The sequence below is a fragment of the Streptomyces sp. NPDC038135 genome (assembly GCF_055601245.1).
Window position 1 is genome coordinate 451637 of record NZ_JBVJXS010000001.1, and the last position, 25967, is coordinate 477603.

Genomic DNA, 25967 nt, shown 5'->3' on the forward strand with positions numbered 1-25967 from the left:
GGTCCGCTTTTGCGTACGACCACCGTGCCTACCACTGGCGGGGTCAGGCTTGTCCGCGTACGGCCACGCGGCACCACGGATACTTGCCGTATGGATGTCGAACCGGAAGCGGCCGCGGGACCGCCCCTGGACCGGTGGGCCGAGCTGAGCGAGTTCCTGCGCAGCCGGCGGGCCCGGCTGAAGCCGGAGGACGTGGGGCTGCCCGACTTCGGCCGGCGCCGCAGGGTGCCGGGGCTGCGCCGCGAGGAGCTGGCCCAGCTCGCCGGGGTGTCGGTGGCGTACTACACGCGGCTGGAGCAGGGCAACGGCCGGAACGTCTCGGCGGAGGTGCTGGACTCGATCGCGCGGGCGCTGCGCCTGACGGACGCCGAGCACGCCCATCTGACCCACCTGGCCAAGCCGGCGGCGCACAAGAAGAAGCCGGCGGTACGGCAGCAGCAGGTGCGGGCGGCGCTGCGCCGGCTGCTGGACTCGATGGAGGCCGTCCCGGCGTACGTGGTCGGCCGGCGCACGGAGGTGCTCGCCTGGAACCGGATGGCGGCCGCGGTCTTCGGCGACTGGGCGGAGCTCGCGCCCGCCGAGCGCAACTGGGCGCGGATGGTGTTCCTGCGCCCGGACTACCGGGACCTGTTCGTCGACTGGGAGCAGAAGGCGATCGACATCGTCTGCGCCCTGCGCATGGACGCGGGCTGCTACCCGGACGACCCCCGGCTGTCCGCCCTGGTCGGCGAACTGTCGGTGAAGAGCGCGGAGTTCCGCCGGCTGTGGGCGACGCACGACGTCAAGGAGAAGAGCTACGGCGTCAAGCGCCTGCGCCATCCGCTGGTGGGTGAGCTGTCCCTCAGCTTCGAGACGTTCCGGCTGGCGGACGACCACGACCAGGCGCTGCTCACCTACCACGCCGAGCCGGACTCCCCGTCGGCGCAGTCCCTGCGGCTGCTGGCGAGCTGGGGCGCGGACGCGGCCCGCGGAGTTCCGTCGGCCTGACCCGGCGGCACGGCGGCACGGCGAAGGGCGTGCCGGAACATGTCCGGCACGCCCCCGTTCAGCACACGCGCCGCCGCTGCCCGCCGCTCACCTGCCGTAGTAGGCGTCGTGGACGGTGATCAGCGACGTGTTGCCCTTCTTGTCGGTGATCCTGGCGCGGAACGAGACGGACCTGTTCTTCGCCGGGTTCTTCACGGTGATCCTGCCGTCGCGGACCTCGGTCCGCTTGAAGGTCTTCCCGTCGTAGGAGACGTACACCTTCAGGGACTTCAGGCCGCGGCCCGCGGCCGCGCCCTCGACGGTGACCGGGAAGGTGACCTTCTTCCCGGCCTCGACGCGGCTGTCCAGGCCGGTCCGCGCACCGAAGTGGAGCGTGGAGACGGGGAGTTTCACGGTGACGCCGGCCCGCTTCTTCGAGCGGAAGGTCCAGCTCGCGTCGATCCGCGAGGAGGCCTTGGCGACCGTGGCCGGGCGCCGGACCGACGTGGTCAGCCGGTAGGCGGCGTCACCGGCCGGGACCTTGAAGGTCTCGCCGCCGAGCAGCGGGTCGTCGTTGGAGCCGACCTTCACGCCGTCGCGGTACAGAGTCGTGCGGACCGAGGAGAACGCCGAGTACCCGGTGTCCCCGGAGCCGTCGGCGAACAGCGGCAGCACGCCGTAGATCTCGTCGCCGTCCCGGAAGACACCGAGGTCGGCGCCGACGTGCGGGGCGAAGACCGCGGTGTTGACGGTTCTGGTGTACGTGCTGCCCGCCCTGAACGACTGCTGCTCCGAGGAGTAGGCGGCCTCGGTGACCGGGAAGCCGTCCTCGTCGACCCCGCCGTCCTGCTCGAAGTCGAACTGCCACCGCACGCCGCCCTTGGCGGACAGGTGCAGGGTGCGGGTGCCGGGCAGCTTCTGCGGGAGGCTGACGGAGGAGCCGATGCTGCTGCCGGTCAGCCACCCCGCCGCGCCCACGGACCCCGTCTTGCCGCTCGCCGGGGCGCCCATCCGGACCTTGACCGTGGCCAGGTCGCTCGCCTTGTAGTGCTTGGTGTAGCCGGTGGCGAACTGCGCGACCGGGCCGCCCGAGGTGATGTCGTACCCCTCCGTCGCGCCCTTGGACCAGTGGCCGTCCCACTGCTGGAACAGGGTGCCGGAGGCGGGTCGCGGGCCCAGGGCCGCGGTGCGGAAGTTCTTGTACGAGTCGAGCAGCCAGCCGTAGCCGTACTGGCCGTCGCCGGCGGTGACGTCGAACTGCGCCAAGGCGAACTCGGACCGGACGTGGGAGGCCGGCACGGTGATGTCCACCGGCCTGGCCCTGCGCGCGTCGACGACGACCGTCCGCTTGCCGGCGACGGTCAGCTTCGGCTGGACGATCCAGTCGATGCCCTTGGCGGCGTTCGCCGGGTCGACGAAGACACCGCTGTCGAGGATGTAGCCGCCCTTCGGCACGCGCACCTTCACCGTGCCGGACTTGTCGTACGGGTCCAGGGACTGGCCGTCGGCCAGGCCCGACACTCCGGTCAGACCGGCGCTGTAGTACGGGGCCGGCCTGCCGTCGCGGCCGACGAACCTCAGGGTCAGGTCGTACGACTCCACCTCGCGCTGCACCGCGGCGGCGGTGCGGACGCTCTGCCCGCCGCCGGTCGCGGTCACGTACGCGGAGTAGGCGCCGTCGACGGTGCCGCCGAGCCTGGTGTCGGCGGTGAGTCCGACCGAGGCCGTGCCGTGCGCCGGCACGGTCACCGTGGTCGCGGCGAGCTTGAAGAAGCCCGCCGGGGCGGCGTGGCCCCTGGGGTCGGTGGCGGTGCTGCTCAGGTCGAGGGTGACGGCCTCGCCGCCGAGGTTGCGGTAGGTCAGCTGCTTGGTGACCGGCTTGTCGTCGGTGTGCGGCCAGGCCTGGACGCCGAAGCCGACCGAGACGGGCTCGGCGACGACGGACTGCTCGATCGCCCGGTCGACCGCGATCCGGCCCGAACCCTGCTCGAAGGGGGTGTACTTGCCGCCCTTGGCGGAGCCGGTGAGCGCGCCCTTCAGCTCGGCGTAGCCCCAGTCGGGGTGCTCCTGCTTCAGGATCGCGGCGGCGCCGGCGACGTGCGGGGTGGCCATCGAGGTGCCGGAGATGGTCAGGTAGCCCTCGGGCTTCTCGCCGACCTCCTGGTCGATGACGCTGCCCTTGGCCGCCGCGGCGGTGATGTCGACTCCGGGCGCGGTGACGTCCGGCTTGATGGCGCCGTCGCCGGTGCGCGGGCCGGTGGAGGAGAAGTCCGCCAGCCTGTCCTTCTTGTCGACGGCGCCGACGGTGAGCGCGGCGTCCGCGCTGCCCGGTGAACCGATGGACTGCGGGCCCTCGTTGCCCGCGGCGATCGCGAACAGGATGCCCTTCTCGGCGGACAGCTTGTCGACCTCGGCCTCGAGCGGGTCCACCTCGGGGGTGTCGTAGCCGCCCAGGCTGAGGTTGACGACGGAGGCGCCCTGCGCGGCCGCCCACTCCATGCCGGCGAGGATGCCGGAGTCGTCGCCGGAGCCGGAGTCGTCGAGGACCTTGCCGTTGAGGATCTCGGCGTCCGGCGCGACCCCCTTGTACTTGCCGCCCGACTTGGCGCCGGTGCCCGCCACGATGGACGCGACGTGCGTGCCGTGCCCGAAGTGGTCGGTGGCGTCGGCGGCCGCCGTGAAGTTCTTGGACTCGACCACCTGGGTGCTGAGGTCCGGGTGTCCGGCGTCCACCCCGGTGTCCAGGACGGCGACCTTCACGCCCTTGCCGGTGTAGCCGGCGGCCCACGCGACGGGGGCGCCGATCTGCGGCACGGACTTGTCCAGGGTGACGTGGCGGACGCCGTCGAGCCAGACGTGCGCGATGCCGGAGGCGGCGCGGTCGCCGTCGGTGATCGCGTCCCACAGCCCGCCGGCCTTTCGGGCCGGGGCCTGTACGGCGTCCGCGTTCAGCGCCTTGAGGCTGCGGCGGAGGTGACCCGCGTCGCGGACGTCGGTCCGGGCGGCGGCGGTGCCGCGGTAGCCGACGATGACCTTCAGGCCGTTCTTCTGGGACGTGCGGGTGGCCGCGCGGTTCAGTTCGGTGACGTCGAACAGCCGCTGGTCGAGCGTGCCGTCGGCGACCAGGCGGGCCGCGTCGGCCGGGACGACGAGGGTGTGTCCGCGGGCCCGGCGGACCTGGAACGGTACGTGCTCGCGCCCCTTCGCCCGCTGCAGGCCGACGACCCGGCCCCTGCCGTCGAGGGTGACGCGGTCACCGGTGATCAGGGTGAGGTGCTGCCGGGCCGTGGACGAGGAGGCGGCGGTCTGGGTGTTCCGGCCGGGCTTCGCCGACGCGGGGCTGGTCATACCCGCTGCGAGGGCGACGGCCGCGGCACCGGCCAAGGTGGCCGCAGCTGCTCTTTTCACTTGTCTGCGCAAGATCTCCCCCTGGAGATGAGGTACCGGGCGAATTCCCCGTTCACCCGGCCGGGGGAAGATTCGTACACCTGCACGCCGATCCCCCCGGATCACGCAGTATGGCGGGGGCGATCAGACGTCTCAAGAGCGGGAAACGGGACGGGAATGCCCCGCCCGGAACTGTTACGCGCCGGGCGGGACACCGTTACACAACCGCGAAGTCCCGTACGGTAAAGGGGAGTTATGTGCCGTCAGGCGCCCGCGTTCTCCTTGACGGTGATCCTCCCCTTGCGGAGGGTGGCCAGCCGCGGGGCCTTCCTCGCGATCGCGGAGTCGTGGGTGACCATGACGAAGGTCAGCCCGTGCTCCTTCCACAGGCGTTCGAGCACGTCCATGATCTCGTCGCGCGTGCCCTCGTCGAGGTTGCCGGTCGGCTCGTCGGCGAGCAGCACCTTGGGGCGCTTGACGAGGGCGCGGGCGATGGCCACGCGCTGCTGCTGGCCGCCGGACATCTCCGAGGGCAGATGGGCCAGCCGCTCGCCGAGGCCGACGGATTCCAGGGCCTCGGCCGCCCGTTCGCGCCGCTCCTTCGCCTTCACCCCGAGCGGGACCAGGGCGGTCTCCACGTTCTCCTGCGCGGTGAGGGTGGGGATCAGGTTGAAGGACTGGAAGACGAAGCCGATGTTCTCGCTGCGGACCCGGGTCAGCCGGGCCTCGGAGAGCCTGGCCAGGTCGGTGCCGTCCAGGACCACCTCGCCGGAGGTGGGGCGGTCCAGGCCGCCGAGCATCTGCAGGAGGGTGGACTTGCCGCCGCCGGTGGGACCCTGGATGACCAGCCGGTCGCCGTCGGGGATGGTCAGGTCGATGCCGTCGAGGGCGTGGACGGTCTCCTTGCCTCTCGTGTAGCGCTTGGTGACAGCCTTGAGTTCGTACATGGGGGCTCCTGAGGGGGCGTTCGGATGGTGCGCGCCGTCGAGCGCCGCGCCTTCGTGCGGGCGGGCCGCTACTCCACGCGCCGCAGCGCGTCGGCCGGACGCAGCCGCGAGGCCCGCCAGCCGCCGAACGCGCCCGCGATCAGGCCGCCCGCCACCGCGAGGCCCACCGCCAGGACGATCGTGGTGACGCCGACCGGGGCCGTGAGGGCCACCTCGAGGGTCTTGGCGGCCTGCCGCCCGGGGCCGGCGAAGCCACCGCCGCCGCCCGGTCCGCCGGCGGGCCCGCCGCCGAGGCCCGCGCCGCCCGTGCCGCCGCCGATCTGCGCCTGCAGGCTGGGGCTGACCGCCGTCACGGTGTAGGCGCCCGCGAGGCCGAGCGCGATGCCGAGGACACCGCCGACCAGGCCGTTGACGACGGCCTCGCCGACCACCTGCCGGGTCACCCGGCCGGACTTCCAGCCCAGGGCCTTCAGCGTGCCGAACTCGCGCACCCGGCGGGAGACCGCGGAGGAGGTGAGCAGCCCGGCCACCAGGAACGCGGCCACGAGCACCGCGATCGACAGCCACTTGCCGACCTTGGTGGCGAGCGAGGAGGCGGTGGACAGCGAGCCGGAGACGGTCTCGGCCAGGTCGGCGGAGGTCGTGACGGTGGTGCCCGGGACGTTCTTCTGGATGGCGCTCTTGACCGGGTCGATCCGCTGGGAGTCGGTGGCCTTGACGTAGATCGTGGTGATCTTGTCCTTCTCGCCGGCGAGGGTCTGCGCCCGCTTCAGCGGGACGTACAGGTCGGCCGCCGCGTCACCGCTGTCCGCGGTGGCGATGCCGATCACCGTGAACTTGACGCCCTTGACGGTGACGGTCGAACCGACCTTGTACTTCTTCGACTTGGCGTAGGCCGAGTCGGCCACGGCGACCCGGGCGTCGGTCTCGGTGGTCTCGAAGGTGCGGCCGCTGGTGATCTTCGAGGAGGTCAGCGGGCCGAGCGCGGTCCGGGTGACGTCGGTGCCGAAGACGGTGTACTGGTTGATGTCGAAGTCGGCGCCGCCGCCGCGGACCTCGCCCTGCGGCCGGCCGCCCTCGGCGCCGCCGGGCCCGCCCTGCGACGTGCCGCCGTCCTGCTGGAACCGGCCGCGGGTGAACTGGCCGTTCACCTTCACCACGTTGAGGCTGAGGCCGCCGACGGCCGAGGAGACCCCCTGCTGGTCCGCGACCTTGGCGACGGTCGAGGAGGCGAGGGTGGTGAAGCCCTGCACCATGACCCGGTCGCTGCTCTGCGACGTGGAGTCGTCGTCCTGCGCGTCGAACCGGAAGCGCGGACGCTGCGCGTCGCCGGTGGACGCCGACGCGGCCTTGGTGACGGTCATGTCCGTGCCCAGCCCGTACAGCGACTGCAGGACCTTGTCCTGGGCCTTTCCCATGCCGCTGGACACCGAGGCGACCACGATGACGAGCGCGATCCCGAGCGCGAGACCGGAGGCGACGACGAGGGCCGCCTTTCTGCGGCGGCGCAGTTCGCGCCTCAGGTAGGTGAAGAACATGCCCGCAAGCTAGAAGCGGACCGTGATGACTCGATAAGGCCGCGATAAAAGATCCATGAGAAGGCCGTGCCCCGCCCAGGGAGGAGCCCGGAAACGCCGGTGCCGCCCCTGGGACAGGGGCGGCACCGGAGCGGTCGTGCGGGGAGCGCGGGATCAGACGGCGGAGCCGGCCTTCCACTGCGCCCAGTCCATGTTCCAGCCGTTGAGGCCGTTGTCCGGGGACACGGTCTTGTCGCCGGTGTGCCGGATCACCACGACGTCACCGATGAGAGAGTGTTCGTAGACCCAGGCGGCGGGGGTGCTGGGGTCCTTGGCGCCCTTGGTGTCGGACAGGCCCACGCAGCCGTGGCTGGTGTTGACGCTGCCGAAGATGGACTTCGCGCCCCAGTAGTTGCCGTGCAGGAAGGTGCCGGAGCTGGTCAGCCGGATGGCGTGCGGCACGTCCTTGATGTCGTACTCGCCCTTGCCGTCGTCGTCGGTGAAGCCGACCGTCGCGCCGTTCATGCGCGTCTGCTTGAACTTCTCGGACATCACCATGATGCCCTCGTACGTCTTGTTCTCCGGCGAACCGGCGGAGATCGGTATGGTCTTGACGGTCCGGCCGTCCTGCGTGACCTTCATCTTCTTGGTCTGCGCGTCGACGTAGGAGACCTGGTTGCGGCCGATGTGGAAGGTGACCGTCTTCTGCTGCACGCCGTAGACGCCGGAGGCGCCCTCGACACCGTCGAGCGCGAGCTTCAGCGTGACGGTGGAGTTCTCCTTCCAGTACGCCTCCGGGCGGAAGTCGATCCGGTTGGCGTTGAACCAGTGCCCCACGACCTCCTGACCGCTGCTGGAGGTGACCGTGATCCCCTTCTGCACGGCGGCCTTGTTGGTGATGGCCTTGTCGAAGTTGATCGACACCGGCATGCCCACGCCGACGGTCGAACCGTCCTCCGGCGTGAAGTTGCCTATGAAGCTGTTGGTCGGCGAGACCGTGGTGAAGGAGGCGTTCTCGTGGGCCACGCGGCCCTCGGAGTCCTTGGCCTCGGCGGCGAGCTTGTAGGTGGTGGACCGCTCGAGCTGGGCGCTCGGCTTCCAGCTCGTCTTGTCGGCGGACAGCGCGCCGGCCACGGCCTTGCCGTCCTCGGTGGTCATGGACACGTTGGTGAGAGTGCCCTTGGCGACCTCGACGGCCGCCGAGTTGTTGATGGAGGCGTTGTTGGAGCCGTCCTTCGGCGTGATGGTGATCTGGGCCTCGGACGACTTCTTGGCCGCCGCCTCGTCGGCCTTGGCCTGCGAGGTGTCACCACCGCCGGACGCCTTGGCGTCGTCGCCGCCGGAACAGCCGGTGAGTGCCAGCACACCGCCGAGCAGTGCGGACGCGACCGTCAGGCCCTTGCGCCGCTTACTGTCCGTCATCACACGCTTCTCCATCGTTGCCGAAATCGCGAGAACCCCGAGTCCCCATGGGAACCTTCCACGCTACGGGCGATCCGTCCCGCCCCACGCGGCTCGCGGGTGTGGGCCATCCCACGCCCGCCCGTGACGGTGGTGCCGAAGTCGTCCGTGCGCCCCCTGAGACGACAAAGCCCCGGACGGCGGTTGCCGTCCGGGGTGCACAAGTGCCCCGGGACGCTCAGCCGATGCCGCCCTCTTCTTCGTCGTCCTGGCCTCCATCATCCTCGTCCACGTCCCAGTCCGGGGAGTCGGGGTCGTAGTCGATGCTTTCGCTGGACCAGGAGGCCTGCTGGAGTTCCACCCCGGGCACCTCGCTGACCAGGTCGAACGGGTCCACGAGGTAGGCGAGGGCCTCGGCGGTGTCTTCCGTCACAGCGCCCTCGGCCTGCGACCGCTCCTCCTGCGGCAGCTCCTGGTCGGCGGCGAGCCGGCGCAGGGCGGCCTTGGTCAGCTCGTCACCGTCCTCCACCTCGAGGACCAACTCCACCCGAAGGCGTACAAATCTGGATGTCTCTTCCGTGTTCATGGCGGGAGCGTACGGCTGAAACCCCTTGTGACTTTCCTGTGACCCGCGACTTTCACTAACATCGCCCCACACGGCCAATTCGCCAGCGTCACAAGGGGATCGATATTCCGTGTCATCCGCTCGCCGTCCGCTGCTGACCGCCACCGCCGCGGGGACGCTCCTGTGCGCCCTCTGGTTCGTCCCGTCCGCCAACGCGTCCCAGGACGACACGGCGAGAGCGACGACCCGGGTGGCCTCGACGACACCGGTCACGCAGCAGGCCAGGGCCGTGAGCGAGGCCACGACGGCCGACGCCGCGGACACCACGGAGCTGGCCGACACCGGCAGCTTCGACACCACGCCGTACGTCGTCGGCGGCAGTCTCTTCCTCGCCGTGGGCGCCGGGTTCGTGGTGTATTCGGTGCGCCGCGAACGCCTCGGGTTTTAATCCCGCTTGACGTTTCTTTGACAGCGCGTTCATAGTCCGCTCATGAAGAGATCATCGGGCGTGCGGCTGTGCGCCACCGCGGCTGTGGGCGCTCTGTCCCTCGCCCTCCTCACGGGCTGCTCCGACGGCGGTTCCGCGGACGGCAAGAGCGGCTCGGCGAAGGCGCTGACCGCCGCCGAACTGAAGGACCGGCTCATCGCCAAGGGCGAGGTGCCGGGGTTCAAGGTGGGTTCCGTCAAGGGCGGCCTCCCCGACAAGAGCGAGGTCAAGGCGGAGGACACCCGGTGCGACCCGCTGCTGCGGGCCCTGACCGCCATCGCGCCCGGTGAGCCGGCGGCCCAGGCGAGCCGCATGGCCACGGAGGACAAGAAGGACCCCACGGACGACGCCACGTCCCTGGACGACATGGCCGACGGCAAGTTCGAGGACGCGCTCAACGAGTCCATGGACCTGGACGTCACGGTCGTCACCCTCGCCTCGTACGACGGCGACGGCGCCGAGAAGGCCCTGAAGTCGGTCTCCGACGCGGTGAAGGCGTGCGCGGGCGGCTTCGCCGGTGAGCAGGACGGCGACAAGGGGAAGTTCACCAAGGTCGCCGAGGAGAAGTCCTCGGGCACCGGTGACGAGTCGGTGGCCTTCACGGCGACCAACGACAGCTCCGACGAGGGCGACATGCCTCTGCACGGCGAGGTCGTGCGGCACGGCAACACCCTCGCCACGTACTCCACGATCAACATCGGCGCGATGATGTCGAAGAAGCCGTACGCGGTCTCGGCACCGGTCGTCAAGGCCCAGGCAGCCAAGCTGAAGTGACGGCGTGTGCGTGCCGGTGGGGGCGCCGGTGACGGCGCCCCCGAGGGGCGGCGGTCAGGCCAGCGGGCCCGTCACGGACTCGGCGGCGGCGACGAGGCGTCCGCCGCGGACGAAGGCGTCGGCGGCGGCCAGGTCGGGGGCCAGGAAGCGGTCCGGGCCCGGACCCTGCACGCCCGCCGCGCGTACGGCGTCGATCACCGCGCGGGAGGCGGGCGCCGGGCTCAGGCCCTCGCGCAGTTCGAGGGCGCGGGTGGCCGCGTACAGCTCGACGGCGATGATCCGGGCGAGGTTGCCGACGGCGGTGCGCAGCTTGCGCGCGGCCGACCAGCCCATGGACACGTGGTCCTCCTGCATGGCGGAGGAGGGGATGGAGTCCGCGGAGGCCGGGACGGCGAGCCGCTTCATCTCGCTGACCAGCGCGGCCTGGGTGTACTGAGCGATCATCAGACCGGAGTCGACGCCCGCGTCGTCGGCGAGGAACGGCGGCAGGCCGTGGCTGCGGTTCTTGTCCAGCAGCCGGTCGGTGCGGCGCTCGGCGATGGAGCCGAGGTCGGCGGCCGCGATGGCGAGGAAGTCCAGCACGTAGGCGACGGGCGCGCCGTGGAAGTTGCCGTTGGACTCCACCCGGCCGTCGGGAAGGACCACGGGGTTGTCGACGGCGGAGGCCAGTTCGCGCTCGGCGACCAGGCGGGCGTGCGCGAGGGTGTCCCGGCCGGCGCCGGCGACCTGCGGGGCGCAGCGCACCGAGTAGGCGTCCTGGACGCGGGGGGCGTCGTCCTGGTGGTGGCCGGTGAGCTGGGAGCCCTTGAGCACGGCCAGCATGTTGGCGGCGGAGGCGCCCTGGCCCGGGTGCGGGCGGATGGCGTGCAGTTCGGGGGCGAGCACCTTGTCCGTGCCGAGCAGCGCCTCGAGGCTGAGGGCGGCGGTGACGTCGGCGGACTTGTACAGGGTGTCGAGGTCGGCGAGGGCCATGACCAGCATGCCGAGCATGCCGTCGGTGCCGTTGAGGAGGGCGAGTCCCTCCTTCTCGCGCAGCTCCACGGGGGCGATCCCGTGCTCGGCGAGCAGTTCGCCGGCGGGCCGGACGGCGCCGTCGGGGCCCTCGGCGTCCCCCTCGCCCATCAGGGTCAGGGCGCAGTGGGAGAGCGGGGCGAGGTCGCCGGAGCAGCCCAGCGAGCCGTACTCGTGCACGACCGGGGTGATTCCGGCGTTGAGCACGTCGGCCATGGTCTGCGCGACCTCGGGCCGGACCCCGGTGTGTCCGGAGCAGACGGTCTTCAGCCGAAGGAACATCAGAGCGCGTACGACCTCGCGCTCGACCCGCGGGCCCATGCCGGCGGCGTGCGAGCGGACGATGTTGCGCTGGAGCTGGGCACGCAGTTCCCGGCTGATGTGCCGGGTCGCCAGGGCCCCGAAACCGGTGGAGACGCCGTAGACCGGGTCGGGCTTGGCCGCCAGGGCGTCCACGATCTCCCGGGCCGCCGCGAGGGCCGCCACGGCCTCGGCCGACAGCTCGATGCGGGCGCCGCCGCGCGCCACGGCGAGAACGTCGGACGCCGTGACACCGGACGTCCCCACCACCACAGTGTGCATATCCATATTCAGGAGCGTACGCATTGAATGCGCATGTGTCACTAGTGGGGTACGGGAGCGCCCCTTACCGCCCCGTGAGCTTCACCTCACGCGCCTCAGGGCAGCCGGCCCCGGAAGCGGCGCCGCTCGGCCCGCTCCGGCGGGGGCTCGTCGGCGAGGCGTACGACCGGGTCGTCCGGACCCTCCCGGCCCGCCACCACCGGCCGGTCCGCGCCCAGCGCCTTGGCCCGGTACTGCGCGGCGTCGGCCAGCCGGAAGAGCCGCCGGGCGTCGTGCACCGGCCCGATCGGATCCTCGGTCGAGGCGACGCCGCACGCCACCCCCTCGCCCAGCTCCAGCTCCCCGGCCCGCCGGCACAGCTCGTCCGCCGCCTTGACCACGTCGTCGGCCGGCGGCCCCGCCACCAGCAGGCAGAACTCGTCGCCGCCGAGCCGCGCGGCGAGCGCGCCCGGCACCATCGCCCCGCACAGCGAGAGCACCGAGCCGAACCGTTCCAGCAGCCGGTCGCCGACGGCGTGGCCGAGGGTGTCGTTGACCCGCTTGAGCCCGTTGAGGTCGCACACGACGAGACTGACGACGACGCCCCGGGTGCGGTGCGCCTCGACGGCCTCCTCCAGCCGCACGTCCACGGCACGGCGGTTGGCGAGACCGGTGAGGGAGTCGGTGAACGCCAGCCGCTGGGCCTCCTCCAGCCGCTCGGTCTGGGCCAGCCCGGCGGCGACGACTGCGGCCAGCACGGTGGCGAAGTCGGCGTCCGGCGGCCCGAACACCGGCACGCTGACCGCCCGGGCCACGTACAGCTCGCCCCACGCCCGGCCGTGCAGCACGACGGGGGCGACCACGCAGCAGCCCCGGCCGCGGCGGCGCAGCGCGGCCACCCGGTGGTGGAAGTAGCCCCGGTCGCCGGCGGCCGTGCCCTCGGCGGTCTCCACCCAGGCGTTCGGGCCGCCCCCGCCCGCCCAGCGCTCGTGCAGGAACTCGGTGATCTCCGGGAACTGGTGCACCGGGTAGGTCTCCGCCTCGGGGAACTCCTCCTCGTCCGGGCGGCGCTCCCCCACGTTCACCAGCACCCGCAGCCGGCCCAGGTCCCGCTCCCACACCGACAGCGCGGCGAAGCTGCCGTCCAGCGCCCAGCACGCGCCGAGCGCGGCGGCGCGCCACGACTCCATCGGCGCACGCGCCGCGGCCATCCCCTGAGCCAGCGCCACCACGGCGGCCAGCCGCTTGTCCTCACCCATTGCTCCAGATTAGGAAGAAAATGGGATGAACAGGAACATCAAGGGACCGAAGGTGACGCAGCGTGACGGTGGGGTCCGGCGTGACCGTGGCGCCCTTCACGCCCCCGCGCTCACTCCCCCGGCCACTGCGGCGCACGCTTCTCGTTGAAGGCCGCCACGCCCTCCGCCCGGTCCCCGGAGAACGCCACCGACCGCCACGCCGCGTCCTCGACCTCGAGGCCGGCCCGCAGATCCAGCCCGTGCCCCAGCCGCAGCGCCCGCTTGGCGGCCCGCAGCCCCACGGGCGAGTTCCCGGCGATCCGCGCCGCCAGCGCCAGCGCCTCCTCGCGGTCCCGGCCCTCCTCGGTCAGCTGGTCCACCAGGCCCAGACCGGCGGCCTCCGCCGCGTCCAGCCGCCGCGCGGTGAAGATCAGCTCGGCCGCCCTGGCCGCCCCGACCCGCCGGGGCAGCAACTGCGTACCGCCGCCGCCCGGAATCACGCCCACCGACACCTCGGGCAGCCCCACCACCGCCGTCGGGTCGGCCACGATCAGGTCGCAGGACAGCGCCAGCTCGAACCCGCCGCCCAGCGCGAAGCCGTGCACCGCCGCGATCGTCGGCATCGGCAGCTCCAGCACCCCGGTGTACGCCCCGCGCGCCACCGGCCGCTGCTTGACCAGGTCGGCGTCGCTGAAGGAGTTCCGCTCCTTCAGGTCGGCCCCGACGCAGAACGCGCGTTCGTGCGAGGAGGTCAGCACGACCACCCGCGCCTCCCGGTCGGCGGCGAGCGCCGCGCACGCGCCCGCGAGGGAGCGGGCCATCTCCGTCGAGACGGCGTTCATGGCCTTGGGCCGGTCCAGCACCAGCTCCGCCACGTGCCCGTGCCGCCGCACCAGCACGAACTCCCCGTACCGCTCCTCGCTCATGACGCCCTCCGGTTAACGCGGGTTAACTGACTGTCGGCCCCGATCATCGCAGTCGGACCCCGCCCCGGGAAAGGGCCGCCCGTATCGACGCCCTACACCCGTTCGAGTGACATCCCGGCCGTCTTGCCACACACCGCCCAGGGGAGCGCATAACGTGCGCTCCGCGCCACGGTGGGGAGGGGACCTCATGAGACCGATACGCGCCCAGTCCGGTGCCGGGGAAACGAATCAGCGGAGCGACGCCGCGCAGAGCGCCGCGCTCTTCGCGCGCCGCGGCCGGCACCGCAAGCCCCGCCCCCGCAAGGTGCTGCTCGCCGCCGGCGGACTGGCGCTGGCCGCCGGCGTCCTCAGCCTCGTCCGGGCCGCACCGGAGTCCGGTGTCGGGGCCCCGGACACGGCGCAGGCCGAGCCCCGCGTCGACCCGGGCGGCGGGACCACCGCCCGCTCCACGGACACGGCCGTGGCCGTCGGCGCCGCCCGCACGACCCGGCCCTCCGCCACCTCGGCCATGGGCGGGGTGAGCGCGGCCCCGACGGACCCGGCGGAGACGGACGAGGCCGTCCCCGGCCCCTCGGCCACCCGGGCGCCGCACCCGAGCGGCACCGGCGCCCCGACCACCGCCCCACGGCGCACCGAGCCGGCCCCGAGCGCACCGCACGCCTCGCCCACGGCGCCCGCGCCGACCCGGTCGTCCGCACCCGCACCGCCGCCCGCGCCCACCCCGGGCCGGGGCACGACGACCCCGCCCACCCGGGACGACGGACTGTGCCTACCGGTGATCGGCCTCTGCGTGGACGTGCTGGGCGGCGGTCAGGACTGACCGTCGCGGCGGCCGAGCAGCCACGGCTCGACCACGCCGAGCCCGCGCACCGGGCGCTGCCACATCGGCTGGAGCGCGAAGCGGTACGAGGGCGGCTCCTCGCCCTCCTTCTCCGCGGCGGCCGCGGCCTCGGCGGCCTCCGCCTCGGACGCGGGCGCCTCCTTGGTGCGGATCAGCTCCTCGGCGAAGGCGCTGTCCACCAGCACGGCGTCGCGCGGGGCTATGGAGGTCAGCCGGGAGGCGAGGTTGACGGTCGTGCCGAAGACGTCGCCCATGCGCGTGGTGACCGTGCCGAACGCCATGCCGACGCGCAGCTCCGGCATCGTCTCGTCGTTGGCCATCGTCTCGACCAGCCGCAGCGCGATGTCCGCGGCCGTGCCGCCGTCGTCGGCGACGAAGAGCACCTCGTCGCCGAGCGTCTTGATGAGCCGCCCGCCGCGCGCCGCGACCAGGTCGGCGGCGGTGGTCTCGAAGGCCTCGACCAGCTCGCCGAGCTCCTCCTCCTCCATGCGGCGGGTCAGCCGGGTGAACCCGACCAGGTCGGCGAAGCCGACGGCGAGCCGCCGGTCGACCATCTCCTCGTCGTCGGCGGTCTGCACGACCCGGCCGGCGGAGGCGGCGAGCTGCCGCCGCCACACGTAGACCAGGAACTCCTCGAGCTCCGGCAGCAGCAGCTCGACGATCGGATAGGTGACCTCGGTGCGGGTCATGCCCGGCTCGGGCGGCTCGGTCAGGCCCTCCAGGAAGGAATCGATCTGCCATTCGGCCAACCGGGCGGTGGTCTGTCCCGTGGACCGGGCCACCTGCACCGCCATGGCCTCGCTCAGCAGGCCCGCCTCGACCAGACCGGCGAGCCGCCGCAGGGCCAGCACGTCGGCCTCGGTGAGGGCCTTGGCCTGCCCGATGTCGGCGAAGCCCATGGCCCGCCAGAAGCGGGACGCCAGCTCCATGGAGACGCCCGCGCTGCGGGCCGCCTGGAACGGGGTGTAGCGCCGCTCGGCGCCGAGAATGAGCTGCTCGAGGCGCAGGGCGAGCGGATCCTCGCCGGGGTCGGCGGCGTGGGGGTCCACCCGCGCGTCCGCGCCGGAGCCCGTGTCGTCGACGGTCACGCCTGCTGCCCTTCCGATCTGCCGCGGTCAGGTACGACCGGCCTCAACTCTACGGCAGATGTGCGCCAGCTCACTCCGTTGGGTTGGGCTGGGGTCCGCTTGCGGTGCCGGTCAGCGGGGGCGTCTGCCGGGGTCCGGCACCCCCGGCCGCCCCGCGGCGGGGTCCGTCCCGGGGCGGCCCCTGCCCTGCTCGGCCGCGGGCCGTGGGGGCTGGTCGCGCAGTTCCCCGCGCCCCTTCTCGGGCGCGCCCGGTCGGCAAGGCGGAGCCGTGTCGTCGCGGCTCGGCAGCGGGCGTCATCCCGTCGTCCCCGGCCGCGGGTCCGTGGGGGTCGGGCGCGCAGTTCCCCGCGCCCCTTCAGGGGCACCCCCAGCCGGTGAGCGAGGCCACTCCGACGCTGCTCGGCAGCGGGCGCCAACCCGGCGTTCCCGGCCGCAGGTCCGTGGGGGTCGGTCGCGCAGTTCCCCGCGCCCCTTCAGGCGCACCCCCAGCCGGTGAGCGAGGCCACTCCGACGCGGCTCGACAGAGGGCGCCAACCCGTCGTCCCCGGCCGCGGGCCCGTGGGGGTCGGTCGCGCAGTTCCCCGCGCCCCTTCAGGGGGACCCCCAGCCGGTGAGCGAGGCCGCTGGCTATGCGGGGCGCAGGTGGACGATGTCGCCTGCGCCTACCGGTTCCCGGACTCCTGATTCCGTGGCGATGACCAGGCGGCCGTCGCCGTCCACCGCGATGGCCTCGCCGACGACGGAGCGGTTTCCGGGGAGTTCGGCGCGGACCGTGCGGCCCAGGGTGGCGCAGCCCGCCGCGTAGGTCTCCTGGAGTCCGCTGACGGCGGGGTCGCCGCCCGCGGAGCGCCAGCGTCCGTACCAGTCCTCCAGCGAGCGCAGCACGCCGCGCAGCAGCGGGTCGCGGTCGGTGCTCACCGCGCCGGCCAGCGCCAGCGACCCCGCCTGCGGCACCGGCAGCTCCTGGGCGCGCAGGCTGACGTTGATGCCCACACCGATGACGACCCCGTCGTCCCCGGCCCGTTCCGCGAGGATGCCGCCGGTCTTGCGCTCCTCGCCGCCGACGGTCACCAGCAGGTCGTTGGGCCACTTGAGTGCCGTGTCCACGCCGGCCGCGCGGGACAGCCCCGTCGCCACCGCGACCCCGGTGAGCAGCGGCAGCCAGCCCCAGCGGGCCACCGGCACCTCGGCCGGCTTGAGCAGCACCGAGAAGAACAGACCGGACCGCGGCGGCGCGGTCCACTGCCGGTCCAGCCGGCCCCGCCCGGCCGTCTGCTCCTCGGCGACCAGCACCGCGCCCTCGTCCGCCCGGCCGGCGGCGGCACTGGCCACCAGGTCGGAGTTGGTGGACCCGGTCCGCCGGACCAGCTCCAGCTCCGACCAAAGGCCGCCCTCCCGGATCAGCCCGCGCCGCAGCGCCGCGGCGTTCAGAGGCGGTCGGTCGAGATCGGACCAGCGGTTGTCGTCTGATGCATTGTGCGGCGTCATGCAAGTCACCCTAGGTGTGGGAAACGCCGCACTGCTGATGCGCAGCGGCACCACTACGCTACGGATGAGTAACCGTCCCCCCTTTTGAGCAGGCAGGGAGCCGCGATCCCGATGTCCGAGCCGGAAGAGCGCCAAGAGATCGACATCCACACGACCGCGGGCAAGCTCGCGGATCTGCAGCGCCGTATCCACGAGGCGACGCATGCCGGCTCGGAGCGCGCCGTCGAGAAGCAGCACGCAAAGGGCAAGCTGACGGCGCGTGAGCGCATCGAACTCCTCCTCGACGAGGGTTCCTTCGTCGAACTCGACGAGTTCGCCCGTCACCGTTCCACCAACTTCGGCCTGGAGCAGAACCGCCCGTACGGCGACGGCGTCGTGACCGGCTACGGCACGGTCGACGGCCGCCCGGTCGCGGTGTTCTCCCAGGACTTCACCGTCTTCGGCGGAGCCCTCGGCGAGGTCTACGGCCAGAAGATCGTCAAGGTGATGGACTTCGCGCTGAAGACCGGCTGCCCGGTCATCGGCATCAACGACTCCGGCGGCGCGCGCATCCAGGAAGGCGTGGCCTCCCTCGGCGCGTACGGCGAGATCTTCCGCCGCAACACCCACGCGTCCGGGGTGATCCCGCAGATCAGCCTGGTGGTCGGCCCGTGCGCGGGCGGCGCGGTGTACTCGCCGGCGATCACCGACTTCACGGTCATGGTCGACCAGACCTCGCACATGTTCATCACCGGCCCGGACGTCATCAAGACGGTCACCGGCGAGGACGTCGGCTTCGAGGAGCTGGGCGGCGCCCGCACCCACAACTCCGCCTCCGGTGTGGCCCACCACATGGCCGGGGACGAGAAGGACGCCATCGAGTACGTCAAGCAGCTGCTGTCGTACCTGCCGTCCAACAACCTCAGCGAGGCCCCGGTCTTCGCCGAGGAGGCGGACCTCACGGTCAACGCCGAGGACCTGGAGCTGGACACCCTGGTCCCGGACAGCGCGAACCAGCCGTACGACATCCGCACGGTGATCGAACACGTGCTGGACGACGCCGAGTTCTTCGAGACGCAGGCGCTGTTCGCGCCGAACATCGTCACCGGCTTCGGACGGGTCGAGGGCCACCCGGTGGGCGTCGTCGCCAACCAGCCGATGCAGTTCGCCGGCTGCCTGGACATCGACGCCTCAGAGAAGGCCGCCCGCTTCGTACGGACCTGCGACGCCTTCAACGTCCCGGTGCTCACCTTCGTCGACGTGCCGGGCTTCCTGCCGGGCGTCGACCAGGAGCACACCGGCATCATCCGGCGCGGCGCCAAGCTGATCTTCGCCTACGCCGAGGCGACGGTCCCGCTGATCACCGTCATCACCCGCAAGGCCTTCGGCGGCGCCTACGACGTCATGGGCTCCAAGCACCTGGGCGCCGACCTCAACCTGGCCTGGCCGACCGCCCAGATCGCCGTCATGGGCGCCCAGGGCGCCGTCAACATCCTGCACCGCCGCACCATCGCCGAGGCGGAGGGCCAGGGAGACGGCGAGGCCACCCGGGCCCGGCTGATCCAGGAGTACGAGGACACCCTCCTCAACCCCTACGTCGCGGCCGAGCGGGGTTACGTCGACGCGGTGATCATGCCGTCCGACACCCGCTCCCACATCGTCCGCGGCCTGCGTCAACTGCGCACGAAGCGGGAATCCCTGCCTCCGAAGAAGCACGGCAACATCCCCCTGTAGGACCTGTGGGGCCCGTCCGGCGGACCACGGCGGACGGGCCCCCGCCCCGCGGACCCCTGGAGCGGTCATGAACATCAAGGTCGTACGAGGCAATCCGACCCCCGAGGAGCTGGCCGCCGCCCTGGCGGTGGTCAGGGCCCGCGCCGTGGCGGCCGCCGCGGCGCCGCCCGGCGCGCCCGGGACCAGGGATTCGTGGTCGGACCCGGCCCGCATCGCGTCCGCGCGCCTGCCCCAGCCGGGCCCGGCGTCCTGGACCCGCACCTACTGGCCGAGCTGAGTCCCGCGCCGGGTGCCGACTTGAGTACGGGTACTCAGGCGCCCGGCCCGGAGCCGGCCGCAGGCTGGGGGAATGCTGTGGTCAGACCCCGAGAACGAGCCGCCCGAAGAACTGCGCGACACGCAGGAGATGCTGCGGCGGCTCGGACTCGTCCTGGCCCTGGCGATGGTGCTCGGCATGATCGTGATCGGTCTGCGGTAGCGCGGCGCCCGATCCGCGCGGGAGGGCCTAACCTGGCCGCATGACTGCCAAGCCACGCAGGCGGCTCGTGCTCGCCTCCCAGTCCCCCGCCCGGCTCGGTCTGCTGCGCCAGGCCGGCCTCGCTCCCGAGGTGATCGTGAGCGGGGTCGACGAGGACGCCGTCAGCGCCCCCACCCCGGCGGAGCTCGCGCTCGCCCTGGCCGAGGCCAAGGCCTCGGTGGTGGCGGCCAGGCCGGACGTGCTGGGCGCCCTGGTGATCGGCTGCGACTCGGTGCTGGAGCTGGACGGGCAGGCGCTCGGCAAGCCCGCCGACCCCGAGGAGGCCACCGCCCGCTGGAAGGCGATGCGCGGGCGGGCCGGCACCCTGCAGACCGGGCACTGCGTGTGGGACACGACGGCCAAGCGGTACGTCTCCGCGACCGCGTCCACCGTCGTGCGCTTCGGCGATCCCTCGGACGAGGAGATCGCCGCGTACGTCGCCTCCGGCGAACCCCTCTACGTCGCCGGGGCGTTCACCCTGGACGGCCGTTCGGCGCCGTTCATCGAGGGCATCGACGGCGACCACGGCAACGTGATCGGCATCAGCCTGCCCCTCGTTCGCCGGTTGCTGGCCGAACTGGGCGTCGGCATCACGGAGTTGTGGGCGCCGGCTGAGTGACCTGGGCGGGCACGGACTCCCGCGGCCCCTCCTCGCCGTCCCGCCGCTCGCCCGCACCGCCGTGCGCGGCGCCCGCGGCCTCCGGAGACCCGGCGGCCGGCTCGTCCTCGGCCCTCGGGTCGCCGCCCGCCCCGGGGGCGCCGCCGGACACGCTCCGCTCCGGGCCGGCGTCCCGGTCGTAGGTCACCAGGAGCAGGACGATCAGGGCGAGCATCACCACCATGAACACGAAGGCCGGCCAGCCCACCAGGCTCAGCGTGAAGGCCCCCAGCAGGCCGTGCACGACCGCCACGCTGACCAGCAGCACCCGGCCGAAGCCGGCGGGGGCGCGGTCGCGCAGCGCCACCAGCAGGGCCACCAGGGCGCACAGGGCGAAGTAGAGGCCGAAGACCACGCCGCCGATCTTCGAGGACGTCGACATGACGTCCGGGTCGAGTCCGGCCAGCGACATCTTCTGGCGCTCCACGACCACCCCGAGGAACCAGTTCAGCGCCCCGAGGCCGAACGCCTCGCCCAGAAGGACGATCGCTACGACCCATGCCACCGGTCTGCGCACCACCGGCTCCCACCCACTTTCCACCCAAAACCCGGTTACCCCGGGTACGTTCGCGTCGCCGCGAACGCTACTAACGGGTAAACCCTGGGACAAGGGTTCGGCCACCGGCAAAGAATCATTGGGCCATTCGTAGGGACTCGACAAAGAAACGGAGTGGGGCGCGGCACCCTCTCACAGAGACCTTGACCACACGTCGGGGCTAGGGTTGCCCGGAGGAGTCCTGCCACACCCCAGGTGCGACATGGACTTTCGCGGGTCGAGCGGGCCTCGGATCACGCTCCGTGTGGGCAAGCTCACCATTGGGAACGGGTCGATGAGCCGTGTCGGCAGTCCCTAAACTCGGCTTGTTTCAAGGAGGGAGCCTCAATCGTGCGCAAGGTGCTCATCGCCAACCGTGGCGAAATCGCTGTCCGCGTGGCCCGGGCCTGCCGGGACGCCGGGATCGCGAGCGTGGCCGTCTACGCCGACCCGGACCGGGACGCTCTGCATGTCCGCGCGGCGGATGAGGCGTTCGCTCTGGGCGGTGACACTCCGGCCACCAGCTATCTGGACATCCAGAAGGTGCTCAACGCCGCCCGGGAGTCCGGGGCCGACGCCATCCATCCGGGCTACGGCTTCCTCTCGGAGAACGCGGAGTTCGCGCAGGCCGTGCTGGACGCCGGCCTGATCTGGATCGGCCCGCCGCCGCAGGCGATCCGCGACCTGGGCGACAAGGTCGCCGCCCGGCACATCGCCCAGCGCGCCGGCGCCCCGCTGGTCGCCGGCACGTCCGACCCCGTCTCCGGCGCGGACGAGGTCGTCGCCTTCGCCGAGGAGCACGGCCTGCCGATCGCCATCAAGGCGGCCTTCGGCGGCGGTGGCCGCGGTCTGAAGGTGGCCAGGACCCTCGAGGAGGTCCCGGAGCTGTACGACTCCGCGGTGCGCGAGGCGGTCGCCGCCTTCGGCCGCGGCGAGTGCTTCGTCGAGCGGTACCTCGACCGGCCGCGCCACGTGGAGACCCAGTGCCTGGCCGACAAGCACGGCAACGTGGTCGTCGTCTCGACCCGTGACTGCTCGCTGCAGCGCCGGCACCAGAAGCTGGTCGAGGAGGCCCCGGCGCCGTTCCTCTCCGAGGAGCAGGTCGCCGAGCTGTACCGCGCCTCGAAGGCCATCCTGAAGGAGGCCGGTTACGAGGGCGCCGGCACCTGTGAGTTCCTGGTCGGCCAGGACGGCACGATCTCCTTCCTCGAGGTCAACACCCGCCTCCAGGTGGAGCACCCGGTGACCGAGGAGGTCGCCGGCATCGACCTGGTCCGCGAGATGTTCCGCATCGCCGACGGCGAGGAGCTGGGTTACGACGACCCGGCGCTGCGCGGACACTCGTTCGAGTTCCGGATCAACGGCGAGGACCCGGGCCGCAACTTCCTGCCCGCCCCCGGCACGGTCACCCGCTTCGAGGCGCCGGCCGGTCCCGGTGTCCGGCTGGACGCGGGCGTGGAGGCCGGCAGTGTGATCGGCCCGGCCTGGGACTCCCTGCTGGCCAAGCTGGTCGTCACCGGCCGCACCCGCAAGGAGGCCCTGGAGCGGGCCGCCCGGGCGCTGGACGAGTTCCAGGTCGAGGGCATGGCCACGGCCATCCCGTTCCACCGCGTGGTGGTCAGGGACCCGGCGTTCGCCCCCGAGCTGACCGGCTCGGACGACGCGTTCACGGTCCACACCCGCTGGATCGAGACGGAGTTCGTCAACGAGATCAAGCCCTTCTCGGCTCCGGCCGACGTCGAGGGCGATGAGGAGACGGGCCGCGAGACCGTCGTCGTCGAGGTCGGCGGCAAGCGCCTCGAGGTCTCCCTGCCGTCCTCCCTGGGCATGTCGCTGGCCCGCACCGGCCTCGCCGCCGGCGCCAAGCCGAAGCGGCGCGCGGCCAAGAAGTCCGGCCCGGTGGCCTCCGGCGACACCCTCGCCTCCCCGATGCAGGGCACCATCGTGAAGGTCGCCGTGGAGGAGGGCCAGGAGGTCAAGGAGGGCGACCTGGTCGTCGTCCTGGAGGCCATGAAGATGGAGCAGCCGCTCAACGCCCACCGGTCCGGCACCATCAAGGGCCTGAACTTCGAGGTGGGCGCCTCGGTCACGTCCGGCGCCGCGATCTGCGAGATCAAGGACTGACGCCAGACACCCCGAAACACCGACGCCCGGCGCCGCCCATCAGGGCCGCCGGGCGTCCGGCTTCTCCGGCCCGCCCCCGCAGCCCCACCCTCCGGCTCCGCCGCGCGCCCGGGTCACGAAGACGACCACCCCGGCGCGTTCACCGCCCGGGGCCCGACTCGGGCGCCGACCCGGACAGGGGGCCGCGGCCCGGCGACTCCACCGCCGCCCTCGACCACGCGGCCACTGTCGTGGGCCGGGACACCGGCCCGCACCCCGGGCCCGCCGCGCCCGTCGGGCGGCCTCACCGCCGAGACGCGGCGACGGATCCTCCGGGCCGCGGCCGCGCCCGCGGGTCCTGCGGCGTCGGTACGCCCATCCGCGCTCGGTGCCCGGGCTGCCGAAGTCCCTGCGCGTCAGTCGCGCCACGAGCGGCGCAAGCCGCCCAGTCCCCCGGCGGAAGCGGCAGCCCGGCTCCGCACGCGGTGTCCTCAGCGCCCGCGAAGACATCCGGCAGCGCGTCCACAAGGGTCCCCGCCCACGAAGGGGCTCAAGTCTCAGGCCCGCTGGGCTCACCGGCCCATGAAGACTCCGCTCGGCGTCCGCAGAGCACCCTGTGCTGCGCCCGGGCCGGCAGCGGCCCGGGTCGGGTGTCAGCGCCTGCGCAGGTCGGCGACGCGGCCCCGTTCGGCTCCTGACGGCTGGTCGCCGAGCATGCCTCGCAGTGCGCCTCCGGCGACCTGCCCCCGGCGGGGGCCCGGCAGCGAGGAGGACCTCTGCTGCCGGGCCGCGGGCATGGGTTCACCCACCGGGTTTCCCCCCGCCCCCGCCACGGTGATCTGCACGCCCTGGTCGGCGAGGGCCTGCAGCTCGGTGCCGGCGCGGTCGTCGTGGGCGGGCGGCTCGTCGGTCACCAGCCGGGTGACGAGGTCCGTCGGCACCGTCTGGAACATCGTGTCGGTGCCCAGCTTGGTGTGGTCGGCGAGGACCACGACCTCCGCGGCGGCCTGCACCAGCGCCCGGTCGACGGACGCCGAGAGCATGTTGGACGTGGACAGCCCGCGCTCCGCGGTGAGCCCGCTCCCGGACAGGAAGGCCTTGGAGACCCTGAGCCCCTGGAGGGACTGCTCGGCGCCGGAACCGACGAGGGCGTAGTTGGAGCCGCGCAGGGTGCCGCCGGTCATCACGACCTCCACCCGGTTGGCATGGGCCAGCGCCTGGGCCACCAGCAGGGAGTTGGTGACGACGGTCAGCCCGGGCACCCGCGCGAGCCGGCGGGCCAGCTCCTGCGTGGTGGTGCCCGCCCCGACCACGATGGCCTCGCCCTCTTCGACGAGGCCTGCGGCGAGGTCGGCGATGGCCGTCTTCTCGGCGGTCGCGAGATGGGACTTCTGCGGAAAGCCGGACTCCCGCGTGAACCCGCCCGGCAGTACCGCACCGCCGTGCCGGCGGTCGAGGAGTCCTTCTGCCTCCAGTGCGCGCACGTCCCGCCGTACGGTCACTTCGGAGGTCTGGACGACGCGGGCGAGTTCACGGAGCGATACGGCTCCGTTCGCTCGCACCATTTCGAGAATCAATTGGCGACGTTCTGCAGCGAACACGAAACTGACAGTAACCCCAACGACCGTCTGGTTTCAGCAGTTTGCGCCGAATAACAGAAGTTGTTCGCACGGCAGGGCGGGAGGTGGTATAGGACCTAGTCCGCCCGCCTATGCCGCACGCATGCTCGACAACTCCCCGTGACCAGCGGGAAGTCGGCCGGCGCCGGTCAGGCCTCGATGCCCGCCTTGCGCGTGTGCAACTGCCGCGCCACCTCCGCGATCGACCCCGAAAGCGAGGGGTACACCGTGAAGGCCTTCGCGATCTGCTCGACCGTCAGATTGTTGTCGACGGCGATCGAGATGGGGTGGATCAGTTCCGAGGCGCGCGGCGCGACGACGACACCGCCGACCACGATGCCCGTGCCCGGCCGGCAGAAGATCTTGACGAAGCCGTCCCGGATGCCCTGCATCTTCGCGCGCGGGTTGCGCAGCAGCGGCAGCTTCACCACCCGGGCGTCGATCTTGCCCGCGTCCACGTCCGCCTGGCTGTAGCCGACGGTGGCGATCTCGGGGTCGGTGAAGACGTTGGAGGAGACCGTCTTCAGGTTCAGCGGGGCCACCGCGTCGCCGAGGAAGTGGTACATCGCGATGCGCCCCTGCATCGCCGCGACCGACGCGAGGGCGAAGACGCCCGTGACGTCACCGGCCGCGTAGACGCCCGGAGCGGTGGTGCGGGACACCTTGTCGGTCCAGATGTGCCCGGAGTCGCGCAGCCTGACGCCGGCCTCCTCCAGACCCAGGCCCGCGCTGTTGGGGATGGCGCCCACGGCCATGAGGCAGTGCGAGCCGGTGATGACCCGGCCGTCGGCCAGCGTCACCTCGACCCGGTCGCCGACGCGCTTGGCGGACTGCGCGCGGGAGCGGGCCATGACGTTCATGCCGCGGCGGCGGAAGACGTCCTCGAGGACCGCGGCGGCGTCCGGGTCCTCGCCGGGCAGCACCCGGTCGCGGGAGGAGACCAGGGTGACCTTGGACCCCAGCGCCTGGTAGGCGCCGGCGAACTCGGCGCCGGTGACGCCGGAGCCGACCACGATCAGTTCGTCCGGCAGCTCGGTGAGGTCGTAGACCTGCGTCCAGTTGAGGATGCGCTCGCCGTCGGGCTGGGCGTCGGGCAGCTCGCGCGGGTGGCCGCCGGTGGCGATGAGGACGGCGTCGGCGGTGAGGGTCTCCTCGGTGCCGTCGGCGGCGGTGACGACGACCTTGCGGGAACCGTCCAGGGACTGCATGCCGTCGAGCCGGCCCCGGCCGCGCATCACCCGGGCGCCGGCCCGGGTCACGGACGCGGTGATGTCGTGGGACTGGGCGAGCGCGAGGCGCTTCACCCGGCGGTTGACCTTGCCGAGGTCCACGCCGACCACCCGGGCCGCCTGCTCCAGCGGCGGGGTGTCGTCGGCGACGATGATGCCCAGCTCCTCGTAGGAGGAGTCGAAGGTGGTCATCACCTCGGCCGTAGCGATAAGGGTCTTCGACGGCACGCAGTCGGTCAGCACCGACGCTCCGCCCAGACCGTCGCAGTCGACGACGGTCACCTCCGCGCCGAGCTGGGCGGCCACCAGGGCCGCTTCATATCCGCCGGGTCCGCCACCGATGATCACGATCCGAGTCACGTACCCCATTGTCCCGCACGCTTCAAGGTGCGACTG

General features: G+C 72.5%; 22 protein-coding genes. 9 read left to right on the forward strand and 13 right to left on the reverse strand.

Annotation, left to right across the window (positions count from 1 at the left end):
• Nucleotides 1-90 precede the first annotated feature (90 nt).
• Complete coding sequence (locus tag ACZ7JA_RS02130) at nt 91-987, forward strand: helix-turn-helix domain-containing protein (RefSeq protein ID WP_470806862.1); 897 nt, start codon at nt 91-93, stop codon at nt 985-987.
• A gap of 87 nt (nt 988-1074) precedes the next feature.
• Here the strand turns inward: ACZ7JA_RS02130 and ACZ7JA_RS02135 are convergent, their stop codons facing one another.
• The 5 genes from ACZ7JA_RS02135 to ACZ7JA_RS02155 all read right to left on the reverse strand — a co-directional run bounded on the left by ACZ7JA_RS02135 (nt 1075) and on the right by ACZ7JA_RS02155 (nt 8804).
• Nucleotides 1075-4314, reverse strand: coding sequence for a S8 family peptidase (locus ACZ7JA_RS02135; RefSeq protein WP_470806863.1), 3240 nt, complete (start codon nt 4312-4314; stop codon nt 1075-1077).
• A gap of 302 nt (nt 4315-4616) precedes the next feature.
• Nucleotides 4617-5300 carry an ABC transporter ATP-binding protein gene (locus tag ACZ7JA_RS02140; protein WP_389303871.1) on the reverse strand — a complete coding sequence of 228 codons (684 nt, stop codon included), beginning with the start codon at nt 5298-5300 and terminating at the stop codon, nt 4617-4619.
• A 68-nt stretch (nt 5301-5368) separates the two neighbouring features.
• Complete coding sequence (locus ACZ7JA_RS02145) at nt 5369-6838, reverse strand: ABC transporter permease (RefSeq protein ID WP_404024243.1); 1470 nt, start codon at nt 6836-6838, stop codon at nt 5369-5371.
• Nucleotides 6839-6991: 153 nt separating this feature from the next.
• Nucleotides 6992-8239: a L,D-transpeptidase gene (locus ACZ7JA_RS02150; RefSeq protein ID WP_351671522.1), complete on the reverse strand. Its 1248-nt coding sequence runs from the start codon at nt 8237-8239 to the stop codon at nt 6992-6994.
• A 217-nt stretch (nt 8240-8456) separates the two neighbouring features.
• A complete protein-coding gene (locus ACZ7JA_RS02155; RefSeq protein WP_351671520.1) occupies nt 8457-8804 on the reverse strand; it encodes a hypothetical protein in 348 nt (115 codons plus the stop codon).
• 109 nt (nt 8805-8913) lie between these two features.
• Between ACZ7JA_RS02155 and ACZ7JA_RS02160 the strand changes: the two genes are divergently transcribed.
• Together ACZ7JA_RS02160 and ACZ7JA_RS02165 are read left to right on the forward strand one after the other, a co-directional pair.
• Nucleotides 8914-9231, forward strand: a complete 318-nt coding sequence (locus tag ACZ7JA_RS02160) for an LAETG motif-containing sortase-dependent surface protein (protein WP_389446080.1) — start codon at nt 8914-8916, stop codon at nt 9229-9231.
• Between the two features lie 42 nt (nt 9232-9273).
• The gene (locus ACZ7JA_RS02165) at nt 9274-10044 is read left to right on the forward strand and encodes a hypothetical protein (RefSeq protein ID WP_351671515.1); all 771 of its coding nucleotides are present in this window, start codon (nt 9274-9276) and stop codon (nt 10042-10044) included.
• 54 nt (nt 10045-10098) lie between these two features.
• Here the strand turns inward: ACZ7JA_RS02165 and hutH are convergent, their stop codons facing one another.
• The 3 genes from hutH to ACZ7JA_RS02180 all read right to left on the reverse strand — a co-directional run bounded on the left by hutH (nt 10099) and on the right by ACZ7JA_RS02180 (nt 13780).
• Nucleotides 10099-11637: a histidine ammonia-lyase gene (hutH, locus tag ACZ7JA_RS02170; protein WP_389304121.1), complete on the reverse strand. Its 1539-nt coding sequence runs from the start codon at nt 11635-11637 to the stop codon at nt 10099-10101.
• A 95-nt stretch (nt 11638-11732) separates the two neighbouring features.
• On the reverse strand, nt 11733-12875 hold the full coding sequence (locus tag ACZ7JA_RS02175) for a GGDEF domain-containing protein (RefSeq protein ID WP_351671512.1): 1143 nt from the start codon (nt 12873-12875) through the stop codon (nt 11733-11735).
• A 110-nt stretch (nt 12876-12985) separates the two neighbouring features.
• Nucleotides 12986-13780, reverse strand: coding sequence for an enoyl-CoA hydratase/isomerase family protein (locus ACZ7JA_RS02180; protein ID WP_351671509.1), 795 nt, complete (start codon nt 13778-13780; stop codon nt 12986-12988).
• Nucleotides 13781-13967: 187 nt separating this feature from the next.
• Between ACZ7JA_RS02180 and ACZ7JA_RS02185 the strand changes: the two genes are divergently transcribed.
• On the forward strand, nt 13968-14600 hold the full coding sequence (locus ACZ7JA_RS02185) for a hypothetical protein (RefSeq protein WP_389303863.1): 633 nt from the start codon (nt 13968-13970) through the stop codon (nt 14598-14600).
• Here ACZ7JA_RS02185 and ACZ7JA_RS02190 read toward each other — a convergent pair.
• Together ACZ7JA_RS02190 and ACZ7JA_RS02195 are read right to left on the reverse strand one after the other, a co-directional pair.
• Nucleotides 14591-15709 carry an adenylate/guanylate cyclase domain-containing protein gene (locus tag ACZ7JA_RS02190; protein ID WP_199211737.1) on the reverse strand — a complete coding sequence of 373 codons (1119 nt, stop codon included), beginning with the start codon at nt 15707-15709 and terminating at the stop codon, nt 14591-14593. The two genes, ACZ7JA_RS02185 and ACZ7JA_RS02190, sit on opposite strands and share 10 nt — an antisense overlap.
• 627 nt (nt 15710-16336) lie before the next feature.
• The gene (locus ACZ7JA_RS02195) at nt 16337-17197 is read right to left on the reverse strand and encodes a biotin--[acetyl-CoA-carboxylase] ligase (protein WP_401131922.1); all 861 of its coding nucleotides are present in this window, start codon (nt 17195-17197) and stop codon (nt 16337-16339) included.
• A gap of 111 nt (nt 17198-17308) precedes the next feature.
• Here ACZ7JA_RS02195 and ACZ7JA_RS02200 point away from each other — a divergent pair, with 111 nt between their 5' ends.
• From ACZ7JA_RS02200 to ACZ7JA_RS02215, 4 genes are all read left to right on the forward strand, one after another.
• Entirely contained in the window at nt 17309-18910 is a 1602-nt protein-coding gene (locus ACZ7JA_RS02200) for an acyl-CoA carboxylase subunit beta (RefSeq protein ID WP_351671501.1), read from the forward strand.
• Between the two features lie 67 nt (nt 18911-18977).
• Nucleotides 18978-19187, forward strand: a complete 210-nt coding sequence (locus ACZ7JA_RS02205) for an acyl-CoA carboxylase epsilon subunit (protein WP_250402483.1) — start codon at nt 18978-18980, stop codon at nt 19185-19187.
• Between the two features lie 72 nt (nt 19188-19259).
• On the forward strand, nt 19260-19388 hold the full coding sequence (mmpB, locus tag ACZ7JA_RS02210) for a morphogenic membrane protein MmpB (RefSeq protein WP_268894155.1): 129 nt from the start codon (nt 19260-19262) through the stop codon (nt 19386-19388).
• Nucleotides 19389-19428: 40 nt separating this feature from the next.
• Nucleotides 19429-20046 carry a Maf family protein gene (locus tag ACZ7JA_RS02215; RefSeq protein WP_351671496.1) on the forward strand — a complete coding sequence of 206 codons (618 nt, stop codon included), beginning with the start codon at nt 19429-19431 and terminating at the stop codon, nt 20044-20046.
• On the opposite strand, the gene ACZ7JA_RS02220 is transcribed toward ACZ7JA_RS02215, so the two are convergent.
• Nucleotides 20018-20590 carry a hypothetical protein gene (locus ACZ7JA_RS02220; RefSeq protein WP_470806869.1) on the reverse strand — a complete coding sequence of 191 codons (573 nt, stop codon included), beginning with the start codon at nt 20588-20590 and terminating at the stop codon, nt 20018-20020. The genes ACZ7JA_RS02215 and ACZ7JA_RS02220 overlap by 29 nt on opposite strands.
• A gap of 381 nt (nt 20591-20971) precedes the next feature.
• On the opposite strand from ACZ7JA_RS02220, the gene ACZ7JA_RS02225 reads away from it, so the two are divergent.
• Nucleotides 20972-22744 (forward strand): acetyl/propionyl/methylcrotonyl-CoA carboxylase subunit alpha, encoded by a 1773-nt coding sequence (locus tag ACZ7JA_RS02225; RefSeq protein ID WP_351671490.1) that lies wholly within the window; start codon nt 20972-20974, stop codon nt 22742-22744.
• A gap of 632 nt (nt 22745-23376) precedes the next feature.
• Here ACZ7JA_RS02225 and ACZ7JA_RS02230 read toward each other — a convergent pair.
• Nucleotides 23377-24324, reverse strand: a complete 948-nt coding sequence (locus ACZ7JA_RS02230) for a DeoR/GlpR family DNA-binding transcription regulator (RefSeq protein WP_351671487.1) — start codon at nt 24322-24324, stop codon at nt 23377-23379.
• Nucleotides 24325-24491: 167 nt separating this feature from the next.
• Complete coding sequence (locus tag ACZ7JA_RS02235) at nt 24492-25940, reverse strand: NAD(P)H-quinone dehydrogenase (protein ID WP_351671484.1); 1449 nt, start codon at nt 25938-25940, stop codon at nt 24492-24494.
• Nucleotides 25941-25967 lie beyond the last annotated feature (27 nt).

What these genes read in the sequence shown, in the direction of transcription:
- ACZ7JA_RS02130 (WP_470806862.1), top strand. Translation starts at nt 91, where the DNA reads ATGGATGTCGAACCGGAAGCGGCCGCGGGACCGCCCCTGGACCGGTGG.
- ACZ7JA_RS02135 (WP_470806863.1), bottom strand. Translation starts at nt 4,314, where the DNA reads ATGACCAGCCCCGCGTCGGCGAAGCCCGGCCGGAACACCCAGACCGCC.
- ACZ7JA_RS02140 (WP_389303871.1), bottom strand. Translation starts at nt 5,300, where the DNA reads ATGTACGAACTCAAGGCTGTCACCAAGCGCTACACGAGAGGCAAGGAG.
- ACZ7JA_RS02145 (WP_404024243.1), bottom strand. Translation starts at nt 6,838, where the DNA reads ATGTTCTTCACCTACCTGAGGCGCGAACTGCGCCGCCGCAGAAAGGCG.
- ACZ7JA_RS02150 (WP_351671522.1), bottom strand. Translation starts at nt 8,239, where the DNA reads ATGACGGACAGTAAGCGGCGCAAGGGCCTGACGGTCGCGTCCGCACTG.
- ACZ7JA_RS02155 (WP_351671520.1), bottom strand. Translation starts at nt 8,804, where the DNA reads ATGAACACGGAAGAGACATCCAGATTTGTACGCCTTCGGGTGGAGTTG.
- ACZ7JA_RS02165 (WP_351671515.1), top strand. Translation starts at nt 9,274, where the DNA reads ATGAAGAGATCATCGGGCGTGCGGCTGTGCGCCACCGCGGCTGTGGGC.
- hutH (WP_389304121.1), bottom strand. Translation starts at nt 11,637, where the DNA reads ATGCACACTGTGGTGGTGGGGACGTCCGGTGTCACGGCGTCCGACGTT.
- ACZ7JA_RS02175 (WP_351671512.1), bottom strand. Translation starts at nt 12,875, where the DNA reads ATGGGTGAGGACAAGCGGCTGGCCGCCGTGGTGGCGCTGGCTCAGGGG.
- ACZ7JA_RS02180 (WP_351671509.1), bottom strand. Translation starts at nt 13,780, where the DNA reads ATGAGCGAGGAGCGGTACGGGGAGTTCGTGCTGGTGCGGCGGCACGGG.
- ACZ7JA_RS02185 (WP_389303863.1), top strand. Translation starts at nt 13,968, where the DNA reads ATGAGACCGATACGCGCCCAGTCCGGTGCCGGGGAAACGAATCAGCGG.
- ACZ7JA_RS02195 (WP_401131922.1), bottom strand. Translation starts at nt 17,197, where the DNA reads ATGACGCCGCACAATGCATCAGACGACAACCGCTGGTCCGATCTCGAC.
- ACZ7JA_RS02200 (WP_351671501.1), top strand. Translation starts at nt 17,309, where the DNA reads ATGTCCGAGCCGGAAGAGCGCCAAGAGATCGACATCCACACGACCGCG.
- ACZ7JA_RS02205 (WP_250402483.1), top strand. Translation starts at nt 18,978, where the DNA reads ATGAACATCAAGGTCGTACGAGGCAATCCGACCCCCGAGGAGCTGGCC.
- mmpB (WP_268894155.1), top strand. Translation starts at nt 19,260, where the DNA reads ATGCTGTGGTCAGACCCCGAGAACGAGCCGCCCGAAGAACTGCGCGAC.
- ACZ7JA_RS02215 (WP_351671496.1), top strand. Translation starts at nt 19,429, where the DNA reads ATGACTGCCAAGCCACGCAGGCGGCTCGTGCTCGCCTCCCAGTCCCCC.
- ACZ7JA_RS02235 (WP_351671484.1), bottom strand. Translation starts at nt 25,940, where the DNA reads ATGGGGTACGTGACTCGGATCGTGATCATCGGTGGCGGACCCGGCGGA.